The sequence below is a fragment of the Nocardioides sp. AE5 genome (assembly GCF_031844485.1).
In the GTDB taxonomy this organism is placed as follows: Bacteria; Actinomycetota; Actinomycetes; order Propionibacteriales; family Nocardioidaceae; genus Nocardioides.
Genome location: NZ_JAUZVI010000005.1, coordinates 103,203 through 118,356, shown reverse-complemented (window position 1 = coordinate 118,356; position 15,154 = coordinate 103,203). Strand labels below are relative to the sequence as shown.

The 15,154-nt window shown below is 71.1% G+C and carries 13 protein-coding genes and 2 riboswitches; of the genes, 11 read left to right on the top strand and 2 right to left on the bottom strand.

The genetic code is table 11. The annotated features are described in order from the left end of the window. Window positions 1-28: 28 nt before the first annotated feature. On the bottom strand, window positions 29-922 hold the full coding sequence (locus tag Q9R27_RS09515) for a nitrite reductase (protein ID WP_311252136.1): 894 nt from the start codon (window positions 920-922) through the stop codon (window positions 29-31). Window positions 923-992: 70 nt separating this feature from the next. Next, a riboswitch (cobalamin riboswitch) is annotated at window positions 993-1,173 on the top strand. Window positions 1,174-1,230: 57 nt separating this feature from the next. Between Q9R27_RS09515 and Q9R27_RS09510 the strand changes: the two genes are divergently transcribed. The 10 genes from Q9R27_RS09510 (at window position 1,231) to cobF (ending at window position 13,348) form a co-directional block, all read left to right on the top strand. Next, window positions 1,231-2,274: an ABC transporter substrate-binding protein gene (locus Q9R27_RS09510; protein ID WP_311252135.1), complete on the top strand. Its 1,044-nt coding sequence runs from the start codon at window positions 1,231-1,233 to the stop codon at window positions 2,272-2,274. Beyond that, window positions 2,271-3,068: a hypothetical protein gene (locus Q9R27_RS09505; protein WP_311252134.1), complete on the top strand. Its 798-nt coding sequence runs from the start codon at window positions 2,271-2,273 to the stop codon at window positions 3,066-3,068. Before Q9R27_RS09510 ends, Q9R27_RS09505 begins: the two co-directional genes overlap by 4 nt. Window positions 3,069-3,180: 112 nt before the next feature. After that, entirely contained in the window at window positions 3,181-4,197 is a 1,017-nt protein-coding gene (locus Q9R27_RS09500) for an iron ABC transporter permease (protein ID WP_311252266.1), read from the top strand. A 53-nt stretch (window positions 4,198-4,250) separates the two neighbouring features. After that, on the top strand, window positions 4,251-4,994 hold the full coding sequence (locus Q9R27_RS09495; protein WP_311252133.1) for an ABC transporter ATP-binding protein: 744 nt from the start codon (window positions 4,251-4,253) through the stop codon (window positions 4,992-4,994). A gap of 9 nt (window positions 4,995-5,003) precedes the next feature. Then, window positions 5,004-5,216: riboswitch (cobalamin riboswitch) on the top strand. 18 nt (window positions 5,217-5,234) lie between these two features. Further along, window positions 5,235-6,269, top strand: a complete 1,035-nt coding sequence (locus Q9R27_RS09490) for an ABC transporter substrate-binding protein (RefSeq protein ID WP_311252132.1) — start codon at window positions 5,235-5,237, stop codon at window positions 6,267-6,269. Between the two features lie 47 nt (window positions 6,270-6,316). Beyond that, window positions 6,317-7,357: an iron chelate uptake ABC transporter family permease subunit gene (locus tag Q9R27_RS09485; protein ID WP_311252265.1), complete on the top strand. Its 1,041-nt coding sequence runs from the start codon at window positions 6,317-6,319 to the stop codon at window positions 7,355-7,357. A gap of 7 nt (window positions 7,358-7,364) precedes the next feature. Then, on the top strand, window positions 7,365-8,153 hold the full coding sequence (locus Q9R27_RS09480; protein ID WP_311252131.1) for an ABC transporter ATP-binding protein: 789 nt from the start codon (window positions 7,365-7,367) through the stop codon (window positions 8,151-8,153). Beyond that, window positions 8,146-8,955: a (2Fe-2S) ferredoxin domain-containing protein gene (locus tag Q9R27_RS09475; protein ID WP_311252130.1), complete on the top strand. Its 810-nt coding sequence runs from the start codon at window positions 8,146-8,148 to the stop codon at window positions 8,953-8,955. The genes Q9R27_RS09480 and Q9R27_RS09475 overlap by 8 nt, the downstream gene beginning before the upstream one ends. Further along, on the top strand, window positions 8,952-12,593 hold the full coding sequence (cobN, locus tag Q9R27_RS09470) for a cobaltochelatase subunit CobN (protein ID WP_311252129.1): 3,642 nt from the start codon (window positions 8,952-8,954) through the stop codon (window positions 12,591-12,593). Before Q9R27_RS09475 ends, cobN begins: the two co-directional genes overlap by 4 nt. After that, entirely contained in the window at window positions 12,590-13,348 is a 759-nt protein-coding gene (cobF, locus tag Q9R27_RS09465; protein WP_311252128.1) for a precorrin-6A synthase (deacetylating), read from the top strand. Before cobN ends, cobF begins: the two co-directional genes overlap by 4 nt. Here cobF and Q9R27_RS09460 read toward each other — a convergent pair. Further along, window positions 13,317-14,234, bottom strand: coding sequence for an alpha/beta hydrolase (locus Q9R27_RS09460; RefSeq protein WP_311252127.1), 918 nt, complete (start codon window positions 14,232-14,234; stop codon window positions 13,317-13,319). The two genes, cobF and Q9R27_RS09460, sit on opposite strands and share 32 nt — an antisense overlap. Before the next feature lie 80 nt (window positions 14,235-14,314). On the opposite strand from Q9R27_RS09460, the gene Q9R27_RS09455 reads away from it, so the two are divergent. Then, the gene (locus Q9R27_RS09455) at window positions 14,315-15,151 is read left to right on the top strand and encodes an alpha/beta fold hydrolase (RefSeq protein WP_311252126.1); all 837 of its coding nucleotides are present in this window, start codon (window positions 14,315-14,317) and stop codon (window positions 15,149-15,151) included. Window positions 15,152-15,154: the final 3 nt, after the last annotated feature.

Genomic DNA, 15,154 nt, shown 5'->3' with positions numbered 1-15,154 from the left:
GACCCTGGCGCAGGCGTCATCCACAGGCTCAGGTGCAGGCGATCACGGACCGCCACGGAGTGACCACCAGGCGGGCCGGGTGCCGCTCCAGCAACTGCGCCAGCAGGCTCGCATCGAGGAGTCCGTCCGGCACCGGCACATGCTCGATGCCTGTCGCCAGGACGCCGTACGCCGGCGGCTCGCTGCGCACCCGGGTGGCCGGATCCGCAGGGACCACGGGATGCAGGAGGTCCGACAGTTCGTTGACGTGCCACGGGGCTTCCGGCCCGGTCCCGCGGGCGGCGACGAAGGCCCGGGCCAGGTCCAGCAGCAACGGGACCGCATCGTCCACGGCGACGACGGGGCCCCACTCGTCACCGACCCGCACCTGGCACCGTGACGCGTCCAGGGCGATCAGGCCGAGGTCACCACGGCGGTCGATGACGTCCCCGCGGCCATCGTCGAGGACGAAGAGGAACCGCGCCGACAGACCGGCGTACACCGGATCGGCACACAGGCCCTCGTCCAGCGCCGCCGCCATCGGCCGCAGATCCACCCGGCCCGCGTTGACGTGTCGTTCACTGTCACCAGGTGACAGCAACCGACACGGTTGTGGCGCGTCGAGGCCGGTCAACGGCGAGACCAGCACGTTGCGGACCAGTTCATGGCTCGGCACGGGCAGCAGCCCGGTCGCAGCGATCGCCGCGACCACGTCGGCATCGAGGCACCCATCGCTGGACGGCAGCGCCCTCAGTTGCAGGTTGGCGCGACGGGTCAGGTGGACCGTGCCGTTGCCGAACGCGGTGGCGACCTCCATCAGTGCCGCCAGAGACCGTGGCAAGACCTCGCCACCTATCAACCGCAGCCGGACCAGTGCGCCGTCCTCGGCGGGCCACGGGCGCAGTACGCCGGGGCAGAGGTCGCCACGCGTCCGGGAAGTCACTGGGACATGGTAGGCATCCGGTGACCTCGGTCTCACCGGGAGCCTCCGCGAGACAGGGCCCGATCCGTTGGCCTAGGGTGGCCCTGCCAGTCAAGCTCGACCGAGCCAGGGAACCCGGTGGGAATCCGGGACTGACGCGCAGCGGTGAGGGTTGACGGGCGGGACACCACGTCACTGGGACTCGTTCCCGGGAAGACGTCCCGTCCGGATGATCCCGAGTCCGAAGACCTGCTGGCAGCAGGGTCCGCCCTGTCCCCATCCGCTGGCTCCGCGCATGAGCCATGACCCCGAGGAATGCCATGCACCGCATGTCCAAGGCCACCGCGCTGGCCGCCACCCTGTCCCTGAGCGGCCTGCTGCTGGCCGGCTGCGGCTCCGACGCCACGACGGCCGAGGGCAACACCCAGATCGAGAACTGCGGCGAGCAGGCGACGTACGACGTGCCCGTCCAGCGTCTGATCGCGACCAGCAACTCGGCCAACATCGGGACCCTGCTCCGGGTCGGCGCCATCGACCAGATCGCCGCAATGTCCCTCTCGCCGGGCAACGACGCCCTGATGAACGAGCTCTTCGACGTCGACGTCAGCGATGTCCCGCGGCTGCAGAGCCCGATCTCGATCGAGTCCATCGTCGGCCCCGACCCCGACCTGCTGATCGGCTCCTACAGCGGCCTCTTCTCCGGCTCCTCGGGGGTGACCCGCGAGGACGCCGAGGGACAGGGCATCGCGACGTACGTCATCTCCGACAGCTGCCGGCAGGATTCTGCTGCCGGATCCGAGTCAAAGCTCGGCACGATGGGCCCGTGGGACGCGCTGCGTGCCGACATCGAGAACTACGGCATCCTCACCGGCCACGAGGACAAGGCCGACGAGGCGCTGGCCGAGCTCGAGGAGCGGCTGGCTGCGCTGGAGGCGGCACCGCAGGGGGATGCCGCGCCGCGCATCCTGCTCTTCGACAGCGCCACCACCGACGTCTACACCTCCGGCCGCAACGGTCCGCCGCAGGGCATCATCGACGCGGCCGGTGCCGAGAACGTCTTCGCCGAGGAGGACACCACCTGGTTCCGCGCCTCTTGGGAGGCGGTCACCGCCAAGGACCCGGACGCGATCCTGGTGATGGACTACCGCAGCGATGACCCGAACGAGGTCGCGTCCAAGATCGAGACGATCCGCACGCACGCCGCGCTGAAGGACTCCGAGGCCGTCCAGCAGGACCGGATCATCGTGCTGCCGCTGGCCCTGTTCACCAGCGGTTACGGCAACATCGAGGCAGCCGAGCAACTGCGTGCCGGGCTGGAGGAACTGGGCCTGCTGCCCGAGTCGGGGATCACCGGCACCATCGACCTGCGATGACGCCGGACGCGGTCCTCACCCGCCTTGCCGAGGCCGACCCCGCCTCCTACCTGCTCCAGGGGCCGCCCACCGGCCCGGAGCAGGGGTGGCATCGCTCCGCGGCACTGCGTGAGGCGTCGGTGTGGCCGGGCATCGCGCGTGCCTATGCCGCAGGCATCGGCTCGACGAGCCTCGTCGTCGGTGGATCCTGTGCCCTGCAGGGGTACGCCGGACGGGTTGCGGCGCTCTCCGTCGGGAGGTGGGCGCTGACCGGTCGCGGACTGCCGCTGGCCGACCTCGACACGGGGGTGCGGCTGGCGGACGGTCGAACCGTCGGGATCTGGGTCCCTGCATTCGACGAGGCAATGGCGCCGTGCTCGCCCGCGGGGGTGGCCGAGCACCTCGTCGCACACCTCGAGGGCATCCTCACTGCGTCACGCACCGTTTCCAGGATCACCGAGAAGGTGGCCTGGGGCAATGTCGCGGCGGCCGTGGCCGGAGCCTGGCGGCGTGCACATGACGGGGTGGCTCCCGCCTCCCGCCCCGACGTACGTCGTGCTGCCGTCTCGTGCCTGGCTGCGCCGGTCTGGCCCTGGGCGAGCGTGCCGATCAGCTGGGAGGCCGTCGAGGCTCCCTGGGGCGAGAGCCTCGCCCACCGCCGCCACACCTGCTGCCTGATCCGGCTGGCACCGGAGAAGCGGGCCTGTGCCTCGTGCAGCGACCTGGGCGAGGACGAGGTGCGGTCCCGATGGCAGGAGACGCTGGCTGGGGCGGCCCCGAAACCCCTGGAGTTGGTTTCCGATGGCGCACAGTGACCTCACCACGCGGCGCGACAGTGCCGGGGAGACCACGGCCGTGCCGGAACCCGGAACGGGAAACGATGCGCGGACCGCAGGTCCCGTCCCGGCCGGAATGCGACGGGTCCCGGTGGTGCCCCTGCTCATCGTCAGTTCCGTCGCGCTCCTGGTCAGCCTGCCGGCCGGCACCATGTTCGGCCCGACCCACATCTCCTTCGCCGACGTCGTCGACGTGTGGCAGGCACGGATCACCGGCGGCGCCGACGGGTCGGTGGAGGACCGGATCGTGTGGAACATCCGGGCACCACGCGTGATCCTGGCGGCCATCGTCGGCGGAGGCCTCGCCGTCGCCGGCACGATCGTGCAGACCCTGGTCCGCAACCCGCTCGCCGACCCCTACCTGCTGGGAGTCTCCGCCGGGGCGAGTGTCGGCGCGACCGCGGTGATCACCCTGGGCGTGCTGGCCGCAGCCGGCACCTGGGCCATCTCCGCGGGGGCGATGATCGGAGCCGTGCTGGCCGCGATCGCCGTCTTCGGGATCACCCTGAGCCAGGGCGGACTGACCCCGCTGCGCCTGGTGCTCACCGGCACCGTGCTCGCCTCGGCCTTCTCCGCGATGGCCAGTTATCTGGTCTTCCGCAGCGCCGAGCCGCAGATGGCCCAGGGCGTGCTCTTCTGGCTGCTGGGGAGCCTGGCCCGCGCCTCGTGGGAACAACTCCTGCTGCCGCTGGTGGTCCTGGTCGCCGTGCTGGTCCCGCTGGTGCTGATCCGCGGCTGGCTGGACGGACTGCTCACCGGCGCGGACGTCGCCGAGGGCCTCGGCGTCCCGGTGGCACGCCTGCGGATCGTCCTCTTCGTCTCGCAGGCAGTGCTGGTCGGAGTGATGGTCGCCGTCTCGGGGGCGATCGGCTTCGTCGGCCTGATCATCCCGCACGTCGCCCGACTCCTGGTGGGTCCGCTGCACGGCAGGTTGCTTCCGGTGGCTGCCGTGCTCGGGGCACTCTTCCTGGTCTGGGTCGACGTCGCTGCCCGGGTGCTGGCCCCGCCCCAGGACATCCCGTTGAGCGTGGTCACCGGCATCGTCGGTGCCCCGGTCTTCCTCGTGCTCCTGGGCAGGCGCCGCTATCGCTTCGGGGGTGAGTCGTGAACATCCACCTCCAGGCCCGTGGCCTGGCCTGCGGGCGGGGAAGGCACAGTGTCTTGCGTGACGTCGACCTGACCGTCCCCCGTGGTGGCCGGGTGGCCCTGGTCGGGCCCAACGGCTCGGGCAAGTCCACCCTGCTCCGCGCCCTGACCGGCGTTGATCGCCCCCACGCCGGGGAGGTGCTGCTCAAGGGTCGCCCGTTGGCCAGCTTCACGGCCCGGGAGCGCGCCCGGCAGATGGCGGTGGTCTCCCAGCACGAGGCACCCCCTGCCGACCTGCTGGTCCGGGAACTGGTGGCGCTCGGCCGATTGCCGCACCGCTCGCCCTGGTCCAGTGAGCCAGTCGACGATCACGCCATGGCGGCCCTGGAGCGCCTCGACCTGGCGCACTTCGCCGATCGTGCCGTGGACCAGCTCTCCGGTGGGGAGTTGCGCCGGGTCCTCCTCGCCCGCGCCCTGGCCCAGGACGTCGACCTGCTGGTCCTCGACGAGCCGACCAACCACCTCGACCTGCGCCACCAGCACGAGTTGCTCGCCACGGTCCGTGACCTCGACGTCACGGTGATCGCGGCCATCCACGACCTCCACCTGGCGGCCCGCTACCTCGACGAGGTCGTGGTGCTGCACCAGGGCAGGGTGCACGGCGTCGGCGACCCCGAGGAAGCGCTGAGCGCCGAGCGCGTCGCAGAGGTGTTCGGCGTACACGTGGCCAGGGTGCGCCACCCGGTCACCGGCCGGCTGCACCTGCTCGTCGAACCGGAGGAGGTGGTCGTCGATCCTGCACGCGCAATGCCCGGATGAGGGCGTTGCTAGAGTCCACCTTGCCGTGGTGCACGGGAAGCCGGTCTGATGCCGGCGCGGCCCTCGCCACTGTAGCCGTCCAGTCGACGGCCCTTGCGGTGCCCGATCCAGCAACAACGGGGGCACCGGACCACTGGGAACTGGATCCGTCCGGGCCCGGGAAGGTTGGCCGGAGACGTCGAGACGGAAGCCAGGAGACCGGCCACGGCGTTTTTGTTCCACGAGGGTTTGGAGAAACCAATGGTCAGTCGACCCGTGCGTCCGTTCACGCACCGCAACACCGCCAGCAAGACCGTCCGCGCCGCCGTGCTCGGAGCAGCCGCCGTCCTCGTCCTGGCCTCCTGCGCCGGCGAGCCCGAGTCCGAGAAGAAGGCAGCCGACCCCGGCGACGCCTACCCGGTCGAGGTCACCAGTTGTGGCCACACCTCGACGATCGAGGCCCGCCCGACCAAGGCGATCACCCTCAACCAGGGGGCGACCGAGGTCGTCCTCGCGCTGGGGCTGTCCGACCGGCTCGCGGGCACGGCGTACCTGGACGACGAGATCCCCGAGAAGTGGCGAGCGGCCTATGACGCGGTCCCCGTCCTCTCCGACGAATACCCCACCAACGAGGAACTGGTCGCAGCCGACCCGGACTTCCTCTACGCCTCCTACGGCAGCGCGTTCACCCCGGAGGTGGCTGGCACCCAGACAGACCTGGACGAGAAGGGTACGGCGTCCTACCTCTCGCCATTCGGCTGTGAGGACAAGACGCAGCGCCCCGAGCCCTCCTTCGAAGCGGTCTGGGACGAGATCGACGCCGTGGCCAAGGCCCTGGGCGATCCCGCCGCGGCAGAGCAGTTCCGCGACACGCAGCAGGCTCAGCTCGACGAGCTCGCCACCACCGCGGCCGGTGAGGGCCTGACCGTGTTCTGGTACGACGGTGGCGACAAGACCCCGACCGTCGGTGCCGGGGGCGGCGGACCTCAGCTGGTCCTGGACGCGGTCAAGGCGACGAACATCTTCGCCGACCTGGACGGTGGCTGGAACGAGGGCAACTGGGAGAGCGTCATTGCCGCCGACCCGGACGTGATCGTCTTCGCAGACGCTGCCTGGTCCACTGCCGAGGAGAAGATCGCCTACCTCAGGGGCGACCCGGTGCTGAGCCAGCTGACCGCGGTCCAGGACGAGGCCTTCGTGACGATCCCGTTCTCCGAGTCCACCCCGGGCGTGCGCCTCGTGGACGGTGCGGTGGGCGTCTCCGAGCAACTCGAGAAGCTCGCCGCGAACAGGTGACCCAACTCCACGACCGGGTCGCGCACCAGCAGGTGCGCGGCCCGGTCCTGAACAGGTCGCGACCGCTCGGTGCCCTCGCGCTGGTGGTCGCGGCCGGCCTGCTCGTGCTCTCGATGGCGATCGCCCTGGGCGTTGGTTCGGTCCCGGTCCCGGTCCCTGACGTGCTCGCGGTCGTGGCCCGGCGCCTGGGGCTGGGCGAGTTCGGCGTCACCGTGATCGACGACCGGCTGATCTGGCAACTGCGGATGCCGCGCGTGCTGGGGGCGGCCGCAGTGGGAGCCGCCCTGGCCATCTGCGGCGCCGTGCTCCAGTCGATCACCCGCAACGACCTGGCCGACCCCTACCTGCTCGGGATCTCGGGCGGCGCCGCGGTCGGTGCGGTGACGGTGATCGTGCTCGGTGTCTCCTTCGCTGGCCTGGCCGGCTCGGCAGCCGTCGGCGCCGCCGCCTTCGCGGGAGCGTTGGCCGCACTCGTCCTGGTGCTGGCGCTGGCCACCGGACCCGGCGGCAGCCTGCCCCCGGCCCGGACGGTCCTGGCCGGGGTCGCGGTCGGACAGGCGTGCGCGGCGTACACCTCGTTCCTGGTGCTCATGACCGGAGACAGCCACGCCGCTCGCCGCGTGTTGACCTGGACCCTGGGTTCGGTGGCCGGTGTCCGCTGGGACTCGGCGATCATCCTGGCCGTGGTCGCGGTGGCGGCAACCCTGCTCGCGCTGACCGCCGGCCGCAAGCTCGACGCGTTCGCGTTCGGCGAGGTCTCGGCGACCTCACTGGGGATCAACGTCACCCGACTGCGCTGGACCCTGCTCTGCGGCACCGCACTGGTCACCGCCTGTGTTGTTGCGTTCGCCGGGATGATCGGATTCGTCGGCCTGGTGGTGCCCCACATGGTGCGCATCCTGACCGGGCCGGGACACCGCCTGCTGCTGCCGATGAGCGCGCTGGCAGGAGGCCTCATCCTGGTCTGGGCTGACCTGCTCGCCCGCTCCCTCGTCGACGGCCGGGAGATCCCGCTCGGCGTGGTGACCGGAGTGGTCGGTGCGCCGTTCTTCGCATTCCTGCTCCGTCGGCACCGGGAAGCGGGGTGAGGTCAGCGTGAGGATCGAGACCCAGTCCCTGGCCTGGCGAGTGGCACGACGCACGATCATCGAGGACGTCGACCTCGTCGCCGAGCCGGGCACCGTCACCGGCCTGCTCGGCGTCAACGGTTCCGGCAAGACCACCCTGCTGCACCTGATGGCCGGGCTGCGCAAGCCATCGGCCGGCTCCGTCCTGGTCGGAGGCCAGCGCCTCGCCGCCATGCCAGCCACCGAACGGGCCCGCACCATCGCCATGGTCGAGCAGGAGTCCTCCACCAACCTGGACCTCTCGGTCCGCGACGTGGTGGAGCTGGGCCGGATCCCGCACCGCGGCCGGTGGTCCGGCAGCCCGGACGACCCCAGCATCATCGAGGAGGCGATGGGGATCGCCCAGGTCACCCACCTGTCCGCTCGTCGCTGGCAGACTCTCTCCGGAGGAGAGAAGCAGCGGACCCAACTGGCCCGCGCCCTTGCCCAGCAACCACGGGTGCTGCTCCTCGACGAACCCACCAACCACCTCGACCTCGGCCACCAACTCGACTTCCTGACCCGGGTGAGGAATCTCGGCCTGACCACGGTCGCCGCGCTGCACGACCTCGAACTGGCGGCCGGCTTCTGTGATCGCCTGGTCGTCCTCGACGCCGGCAGGGTGGTCGCCGCGGGTGCCGTCGCCGAGGTGCTCACCGGCGACCTGCTCCGCTGGGTGTACGCCGTCCGGGCCAGCGTCGAGGCCCACCCGCGCAATGGTCGGCCGCACCTGGTCTGGGACGGCCCACTGGAACGAGAGGAGGCCCGGCATGGCTGAACCCACGCCCACGCTCCCATCCACCAGCGCGGGCCACCCGCACCGTCCGGCCCTGGTGCTGGTGGGGATGTCGGTCCGCGAGGCTGACGCCCACGACAGCCTCGCCGTCCTGGCCGCACGGACCACCACCGAGGGTGAGTACGACGCCAGCGTCGCCTACCTGCAACTCGGGGACCCCTCGCTGCGCTGGGAACTCGATCGGCTCGCCGACGCCGGCACCACCCGGATCGTCCTGGTCGGGGTCTGCCTCGGCACCCTTGCCCCGGCCAACTCGTGGCTGCGCCGGATCGCCAGCCACTGGTGGCGCGAGCGTCCCGAGGCGGGCCGTCCCGTGGTCGAGGTGACCACGGCGATGGCGCGCAGCGACCTCGACCTGGACCTGGTCCTCGACGTCACCCGTCCGATCCACGGGGCGGAGGCGCCCCTGACCTCCGCAGCCTGGGAGGACGTCCCGCGCCACCGCCACCAGGTCCTCGTCTGCCGCGGGCCACGGTGCACCGCGCTGGCCTCGGACAAGACCGCGGAGGCGCTCGCCATCGAACTCATGCACCTGGGCCAGGGCGATGACGACGTCCTGGTCACCCAGACCGGATGCCAGTTCCCGTGCAACCACGCCCCGGTCGTCTCCGTCCAGCCCGACGACGTCTGGTACGGCAAGGCCGGCCCCGACGCGATCCGGCGCATTGCGCGCGAACACCTCGTTGCCGGGGTCCCGGTGGCCGAACACCGCCTGTCCCGCACCCGCACAGCCCACCCCGACCACCACAGTCCTGACCCACGAGCAAGCCAGGAGAACCCATGACCCGCATCGCCCTCCTCTCCACCTCCGACACCGACCTGCTCAGCGCCCGCGCCGCCGGATCCGACTACGCGCTCGGGAACCCGGCGCGGCTGGATGTGGCCGAGGACCTCCCGGGCCTGCTGGAGGGTGCCGACCTGGTCGTGGTCCGGATCCTGGGCAGCGCCCGTTCCTGGTCCGACGGCCTCGACGCAGTGCTGGCCACCGGCGTACCCGTCGTCGTCCTCGGCGGGGAGCAGGCACCGGACGCAGAGCTGATGGGCCACTCGACGGTCCCGGTCGGCACCGCGGCCGAGGCGCACGCCTACCTGGCCCAGGGCGGGGCGGGCAACCTGGCCAACCTGCATGCCTTCCTCTCCGACACCGTGCTGCTCACCGGCGAGGGGTTCGAGCCGCCGTACGTCGTGCCCGAGTGGGGTTGGGCGGCGCGCGAGGCATTGGCCGGGGCCGAGGACCGCGCCCGGATCGGTGTCCTCTACTACCGCGCTCACGAGGCCAGTGGCAACGCCGGTTTCGCGCACGCCCTGGCCGACGCGATCGACGCAACCGGCGAGGCGGTCGGCCTGCCGATCTTCTCCTCATCGCTCCGCTCGGCACCCGACGAGTTGTACGACGCCCTGGCCACCTTGGATGCCGTGGTCGTCACCGTCCTGGCCGCGGGCGGCACGGCACCCGGCACCGCCAGTGCAGGGGAGGACGACGAGGCGTGGGACGTCGAGCGGATGGAGGCCCTGGACATCCCCGTGCTGCAGGGACTCTGCCTGACCTCCAGCCGCGCGGAGTGGGAGGCCAGCGACGACGGTGTCACCCCGCTCGACTCGGCCAACCAGATCGCGATCCCTGAGTTCGACGGGCGGATCATCACCGCGCCGTTCTCCTTCAAGGAGATCGACCCCGACGACCCGGCTGGGCTGCCGCGGTACGTCGCCGATGCCGAGCGCTGCGCCCGGGTCGCCGGGATCGCGGTCAACCACGCCCGGTTGCGCCACATCGCACCGCAGGAACGCCGGATCGCGCTGATGCTCTCGGCGTATCCCACCAAGCACGCCCGGATCGGCAACGCAGTCGGCCTGGACACCCCCGTCTCCGCGATCCGGCTGCTGCGCCGGATGCGTGATGCCGGCTATGACCTGGGTGGACCCGGGGGAGAGGTCACCCGCTTCCTCGACCTCGACGACGACACCGAGGCCGGCAACGGACTGATCCACGCCCTGATCGCCGCCGGCGGCCAGGACGAGGAGTGGCTGACCGCGGCCCAGCTCTCGGAGTCGCACGTGCGGATCGGCAAGGCCGACTACGAGGCCTGGACCGCCGACCTGCCGGCCGCGCTGCGCGAGGAGATCGTCGAGGCCTGGGGTGCGGCGCCGGGGACGCTCTTCGTCAACGATGCCGGCGAGATCGTGCTGGCCACCCTGCGCGCCGGCAACATCGTGGTGATGATCCAGCCGCCGCGCGGCTTCGGTGAGAACCCGGTGGCGATCTACCACGACCCGGAGCTGGCGCCGAGCCACCACTATCTGGCGGCGTACCGCTGGCTGCAGGCACCGCAGGACCAGCACGGCTTCGGTGCGCATGCCGTGGTCCACCTCGGCAAGCATGGCTCACTGGAGTGGCTGCCCGGCAAGAACGCCGCGCTGGCCGCCACCTGCGCCACCGACGCGGCGATCGGCAACCTGCCGATGGTCTATCCCTTCCTGGTCAACGACCCCGGCGAGGGCGCCCAGGCCAAGCGCCGGGCGCATGCCACCATCGTCGACCACCTGATCCCGCCGATGGCGCGGGCCGAGTCGTACGGCGACATCGCCCGCCTCGAGGGCCTGATGGAGGAGTACGACCGGATCGCTGCCATGGACCCGGCCAAGCTGCCCGCCATCCGCGGCGAGATCTGGCAGTTGATGAAGGCCGCCGAACTCCACCGCGACCTCGGCATGGAGGAGCGCCCCGAGGACGACGACTTCGACGACTTCATGCTCCACATCGACGGCTGGCTCTGCGAGATCAAGGACGCCCAGATCCGCGACGGGCTGCACGTGCTCGGCCAGGCGCCCGAGGGCGAGGGCCGGGTCAACCTGGTCCTCTCCATCCTGCGCGCCGCCCAGATCTGGGGCGGCAACCAGGCCTCCCTGCCGGGGCTGCGCAGTGCGCTCGGCCTGAAGGAGGAGGCACCCGCCACCGAGGTTGACGCGATCGAGCAGCGCGCCCGCACTTTGGTCCAGGCGATGGAGGACGCAAACTGGGATCCCACCGCGGTCGACGACGTACTCGCCGCGCACGAGCCCGACCCGGATCCCGCGCTGGCCGCGATCCTGGACTTCGCAGCCACCCAGGTGGTGCCGCGGCTGGCGAAGACCACCGACGAACTGGACGCGGTGCTGCACGCACTCGACGGCGGCTTCATCCCCGCCGGCCCGAGCGGCTCTCCGCTGAGGGGCCTGGTCAACGTGCTCCCCACCGGGCGCAACTTCTACACCGTCGACCCACGTGCGGTGCCGTCCCGACTGGCCTGGGAGACCGGACAGGCCATGGCCTCCTCCCTCATCGCGCGCCACGTCGCCGAGACCGGGAAGGAGCCGCGCTCGGTCGGCCTTTCCGCATGGGGCACCAGCGCAATGCGCACCTCCGGTGACGACATCGCCGAAGTGCTCGCCCTGGTCGGCGTGCGCCCGGAGTGGGACGAGGCATCCCGCCGGGTCACCGGCCTGTCGCTGATCCCGCTCGAGGAACTGGGCCGCCCCCGGATCGACGTGACGGTGCGGATCTCGGGCTTCTTCCGCGACGCCTTCCCGCACGTGATCGCCATGCTGGACGACGCGATCCGGATGGCGGCCGAGGCCGACGAGCCGGACGAGCAGAACTTCGTCCGCGCCCATGCGCAGGCCGACCTGGCCGAGCACGGTGATGCCCGGCGTGCCACCACCCGGATCTTCGGCTCCCGCCCGGGCTCGTACGGCGCCGGGATCCTGCAGGTGATCGAGTCCGGCAACTGGCGCGACGACAAGGACCTGGCTGAGGTCTACACGGCCTGGGGCGGCTTCGCCTACGGCCGGGACCTGGACGGCGCGCCGGCCAGCGCCGACATGGAGGCCAACTATCGCCGGATCACCGTGGCTGCGAAGAACATCGACACCCGCGAGCACGACATCGCCGACTCCGACGACTACTTCCAGTACCACGGCGGGATGATCGCCACCGTCCGGGCACTGACCGGCAAGGCCCCGCGGGCGTACGTCGGCGACTCGACCACACCGGACGCCGTACGGACCCGCACCCTCGCCGAGGAGACCGCCCGCGTCTTCCGCTCCCGGGTGGTCAACCCCCGCTGGATCTCCGCGATGCAGCGCCACGGCTACAAGGGGGCCTTCGAACTGGCCGCGACGGTCGACTATCTCTACGGGTTCGACGCGACCGCCGGGGTCGTGCACGATTGGATGTACGAGAAGCTCGCCCAGGAATACGTCCTCGACGAGACCAACCAGGAGTTCATGAAGCAGGCCAACCCGTGGGCGCTGCGCGGCATCATCGAGCGGCTCGACGAGGCCGCGGAACGAGGCCTGTGGGCCGAGCCCGACCCCGACCTCGTGGCGGCAATGCAGCAGGTCTACCTCGACCTGGAGGGCGACCTCGAGGACGACGGCGCATGAGGCGGGTCCGGATCATCGGGATCGGATCCGGGCATCCCGACCAGGTCACCGCCGAGGCGGCCGAGGCGATCCGCAGCGTGGACTTCGTGATCGCCGCGGCCAAGTCGGACGACGACCGGTTGCTGGCTGCACGGCGCGAGATCGCCGCCCGCCACGGTGATCCTGAGGTGGTCGAGGTGCGCGACCCGGAGCGGGACCGGAACGACCCGGCCGACTACACCGGAGCGGTGATCGACTGGCACGAGGCGCGCGCCGCGGCGTACGAGCAGGTGCTCGCCGAGCGTGACGGCGATGCTGCCTTCCTGGTCTGGGGCGATCCGATGCTCTATGACTCCACGATCCGGGTGGTGGAACGGATCGCCGAACGGGCCAATGTCACCTTCGCGTGGGACGTGCTGCCGGGGATCTCGTCGCTGCAGGTGCTCGCGGCCCGGCACCGGATCGTGCTCCACGAGGTCGGGCAACCGACGGTGATCACCACCGGACGACGCCTGGCCGAGGCCGTCGGACAGGGGGCGGAGAACATCGCGGTGATGCTGGACGGGCGGCTCGCCTGCGCCACGCTGGCCGATCAGGACCAGTGGCGGATCTGGTGGGGCGCCAACCTGGGCACTCCCACGGAGGCCCTCGTCGCGGGCCGACTGGACACCGTGATCGACGAGATCCGCACCGTCCGCGCCGAGGCCCGGGAGCACTCCGATTGGGTGATGGACACCTACCTGCTCAGGAGGACGAGCGGTTCGCGGTCCGCTTGATCCCGTCCGCGATGCTCTCCCACAGGTCACGGGGCAGGTCGTGGCCCATCCCCTCGACCAGGAGCAGTTCCGAGCCGGGCAGGGCAGCCGACGTGGCACGGCCACCGGAGACGTGGACCATCTTGTCGGCCAACCCGTGGATCACCATCGACGGGACCGTCACCGAGCGCAGCGCCCGGGAGCGGTTGGGCTGGGTCAGGATCGCCAGCATCTGGCGCAGCACGCCCGGCCCGTTCAGGCCGCGATCCCACGTCTCCTCGGCACGCCGTACTGCCGATTCCCTCGGCTCCGGATAGGCCGGGGAACCGATCATCGCCCCCATCGCCACCGACTGCTCGACATAGGCGGCCCGCTCGGTGGGCCGCTTGGTGAGCAGCCGGGGAAGCAGGCTGGGGTGCTGCCATCCGACGGTGCGCTTGCCGGTGGTGGACATGATCGAGACCAGCGAACGGACCCGGCCCGGGTGCTCGACGGCCAGGGTCTGCACGATCATCCCGCCCATGGAGATGCCCGCCACGTGCGCCGCGTCGATGCCGAGGTGGTCCAGCAGGCCGACCGCGTCGGAGGCCATGTCGGAGAGCGGGTACGGCGCCTTGGCGCCGGGCAGTCCGAGCCCGGCACGGACGACGTCGGCACGGGAGACCCGGTCGGGCATGCTGGTCGACTTGCCGGTGTCGCGGTTGTCATAGCGGATCACGTAGAAGCCCTTGCGGGCGAGCAGCGTGCAGAACTCGGCGTCCCACCAGGTCATCGGCCCGCCCAGCCCCATCACCAGCAGCAAGGGGTCGGCATCGGACTCGCCGAATGTCTGGTAGCAGAGCTCGACACCGGGACTGACCGGCGCGAAGAGCTCCTCGGAGACCTTGACCTCAGGTGAAGGGGACATGGACTCCATCCAACACGACGATGCCGCTGCCGGTTCAATCTGCCCCGCGAAACCGGCAGGACCGGCTAGCGTGTCTGTCCATGGGGATGGCAGCTGGCAACCCGCTGGGAGATTTCCTGGCGCCTGCGGGATTCGAGCAACCCCGGATGCACCACCTGCTCAAGGAGACTGCCCTCGTCGGTGAGGCCGGGCGGGCGGTGCTGCGCGCCGGTTCGCTGCGGCGCGAACGCCGTGGCACGGCGTACGTCGATCGCTCGCCGCAGCGCGCCTCGGAGCCGGTGCTCCTGGTGCCGGGCTTCCTGGCCGGCGACTATTCGTTGCATCTGATGGCCCGCACCCTGCGCCGCAAAGGGTTCCGCACCTACAACTCCCGGATCACCTCCAACGTCTCCTGCCTGACCGGCAGTGCGGCGCTGCTGGAGCGGCGGCTGGAAGCGATCGCGGCCAAGCGGGAACGGCGGGTGCGGATCGTCGGGCACAGCCTGGGCGGGATGATCGCCCGCGGCCTCGCCGTACGCCGTCCCGACTTGGTCTCGGGGATCATCACCCTGGGCAGTCCGATGCTGGCGCCGGGTGCGTCCCACCCGGTCCTGCTCGCCGCGGCCGATGTGCTGGTCCGGTTGAGTCGCGCTGGCATCCCCGGCCTGATGAACGAGTCCTGTGTCGCCGGGGACTGTGCGCGCCAGGCCTGGGAAGAGTCACGCCAGCCGATCCCCGAAGGTGTCGGCCTCACCTGCATCTGGTCGCCCGGCGACGGCATGGTTGCCGCGGGGTCGTGCGTGGATCCCCTGGCCCGCTCGATCGAGGTGTCGGCCAGCCACATCGGTCTCGCCATCGACCCGCGGGTCGCCGACTGCGTGGTTGCCGAGTTGCGTGCCCAGGAGGCGCGGTTGATCGCTCGGCCCGCTGCCTCCTGATCT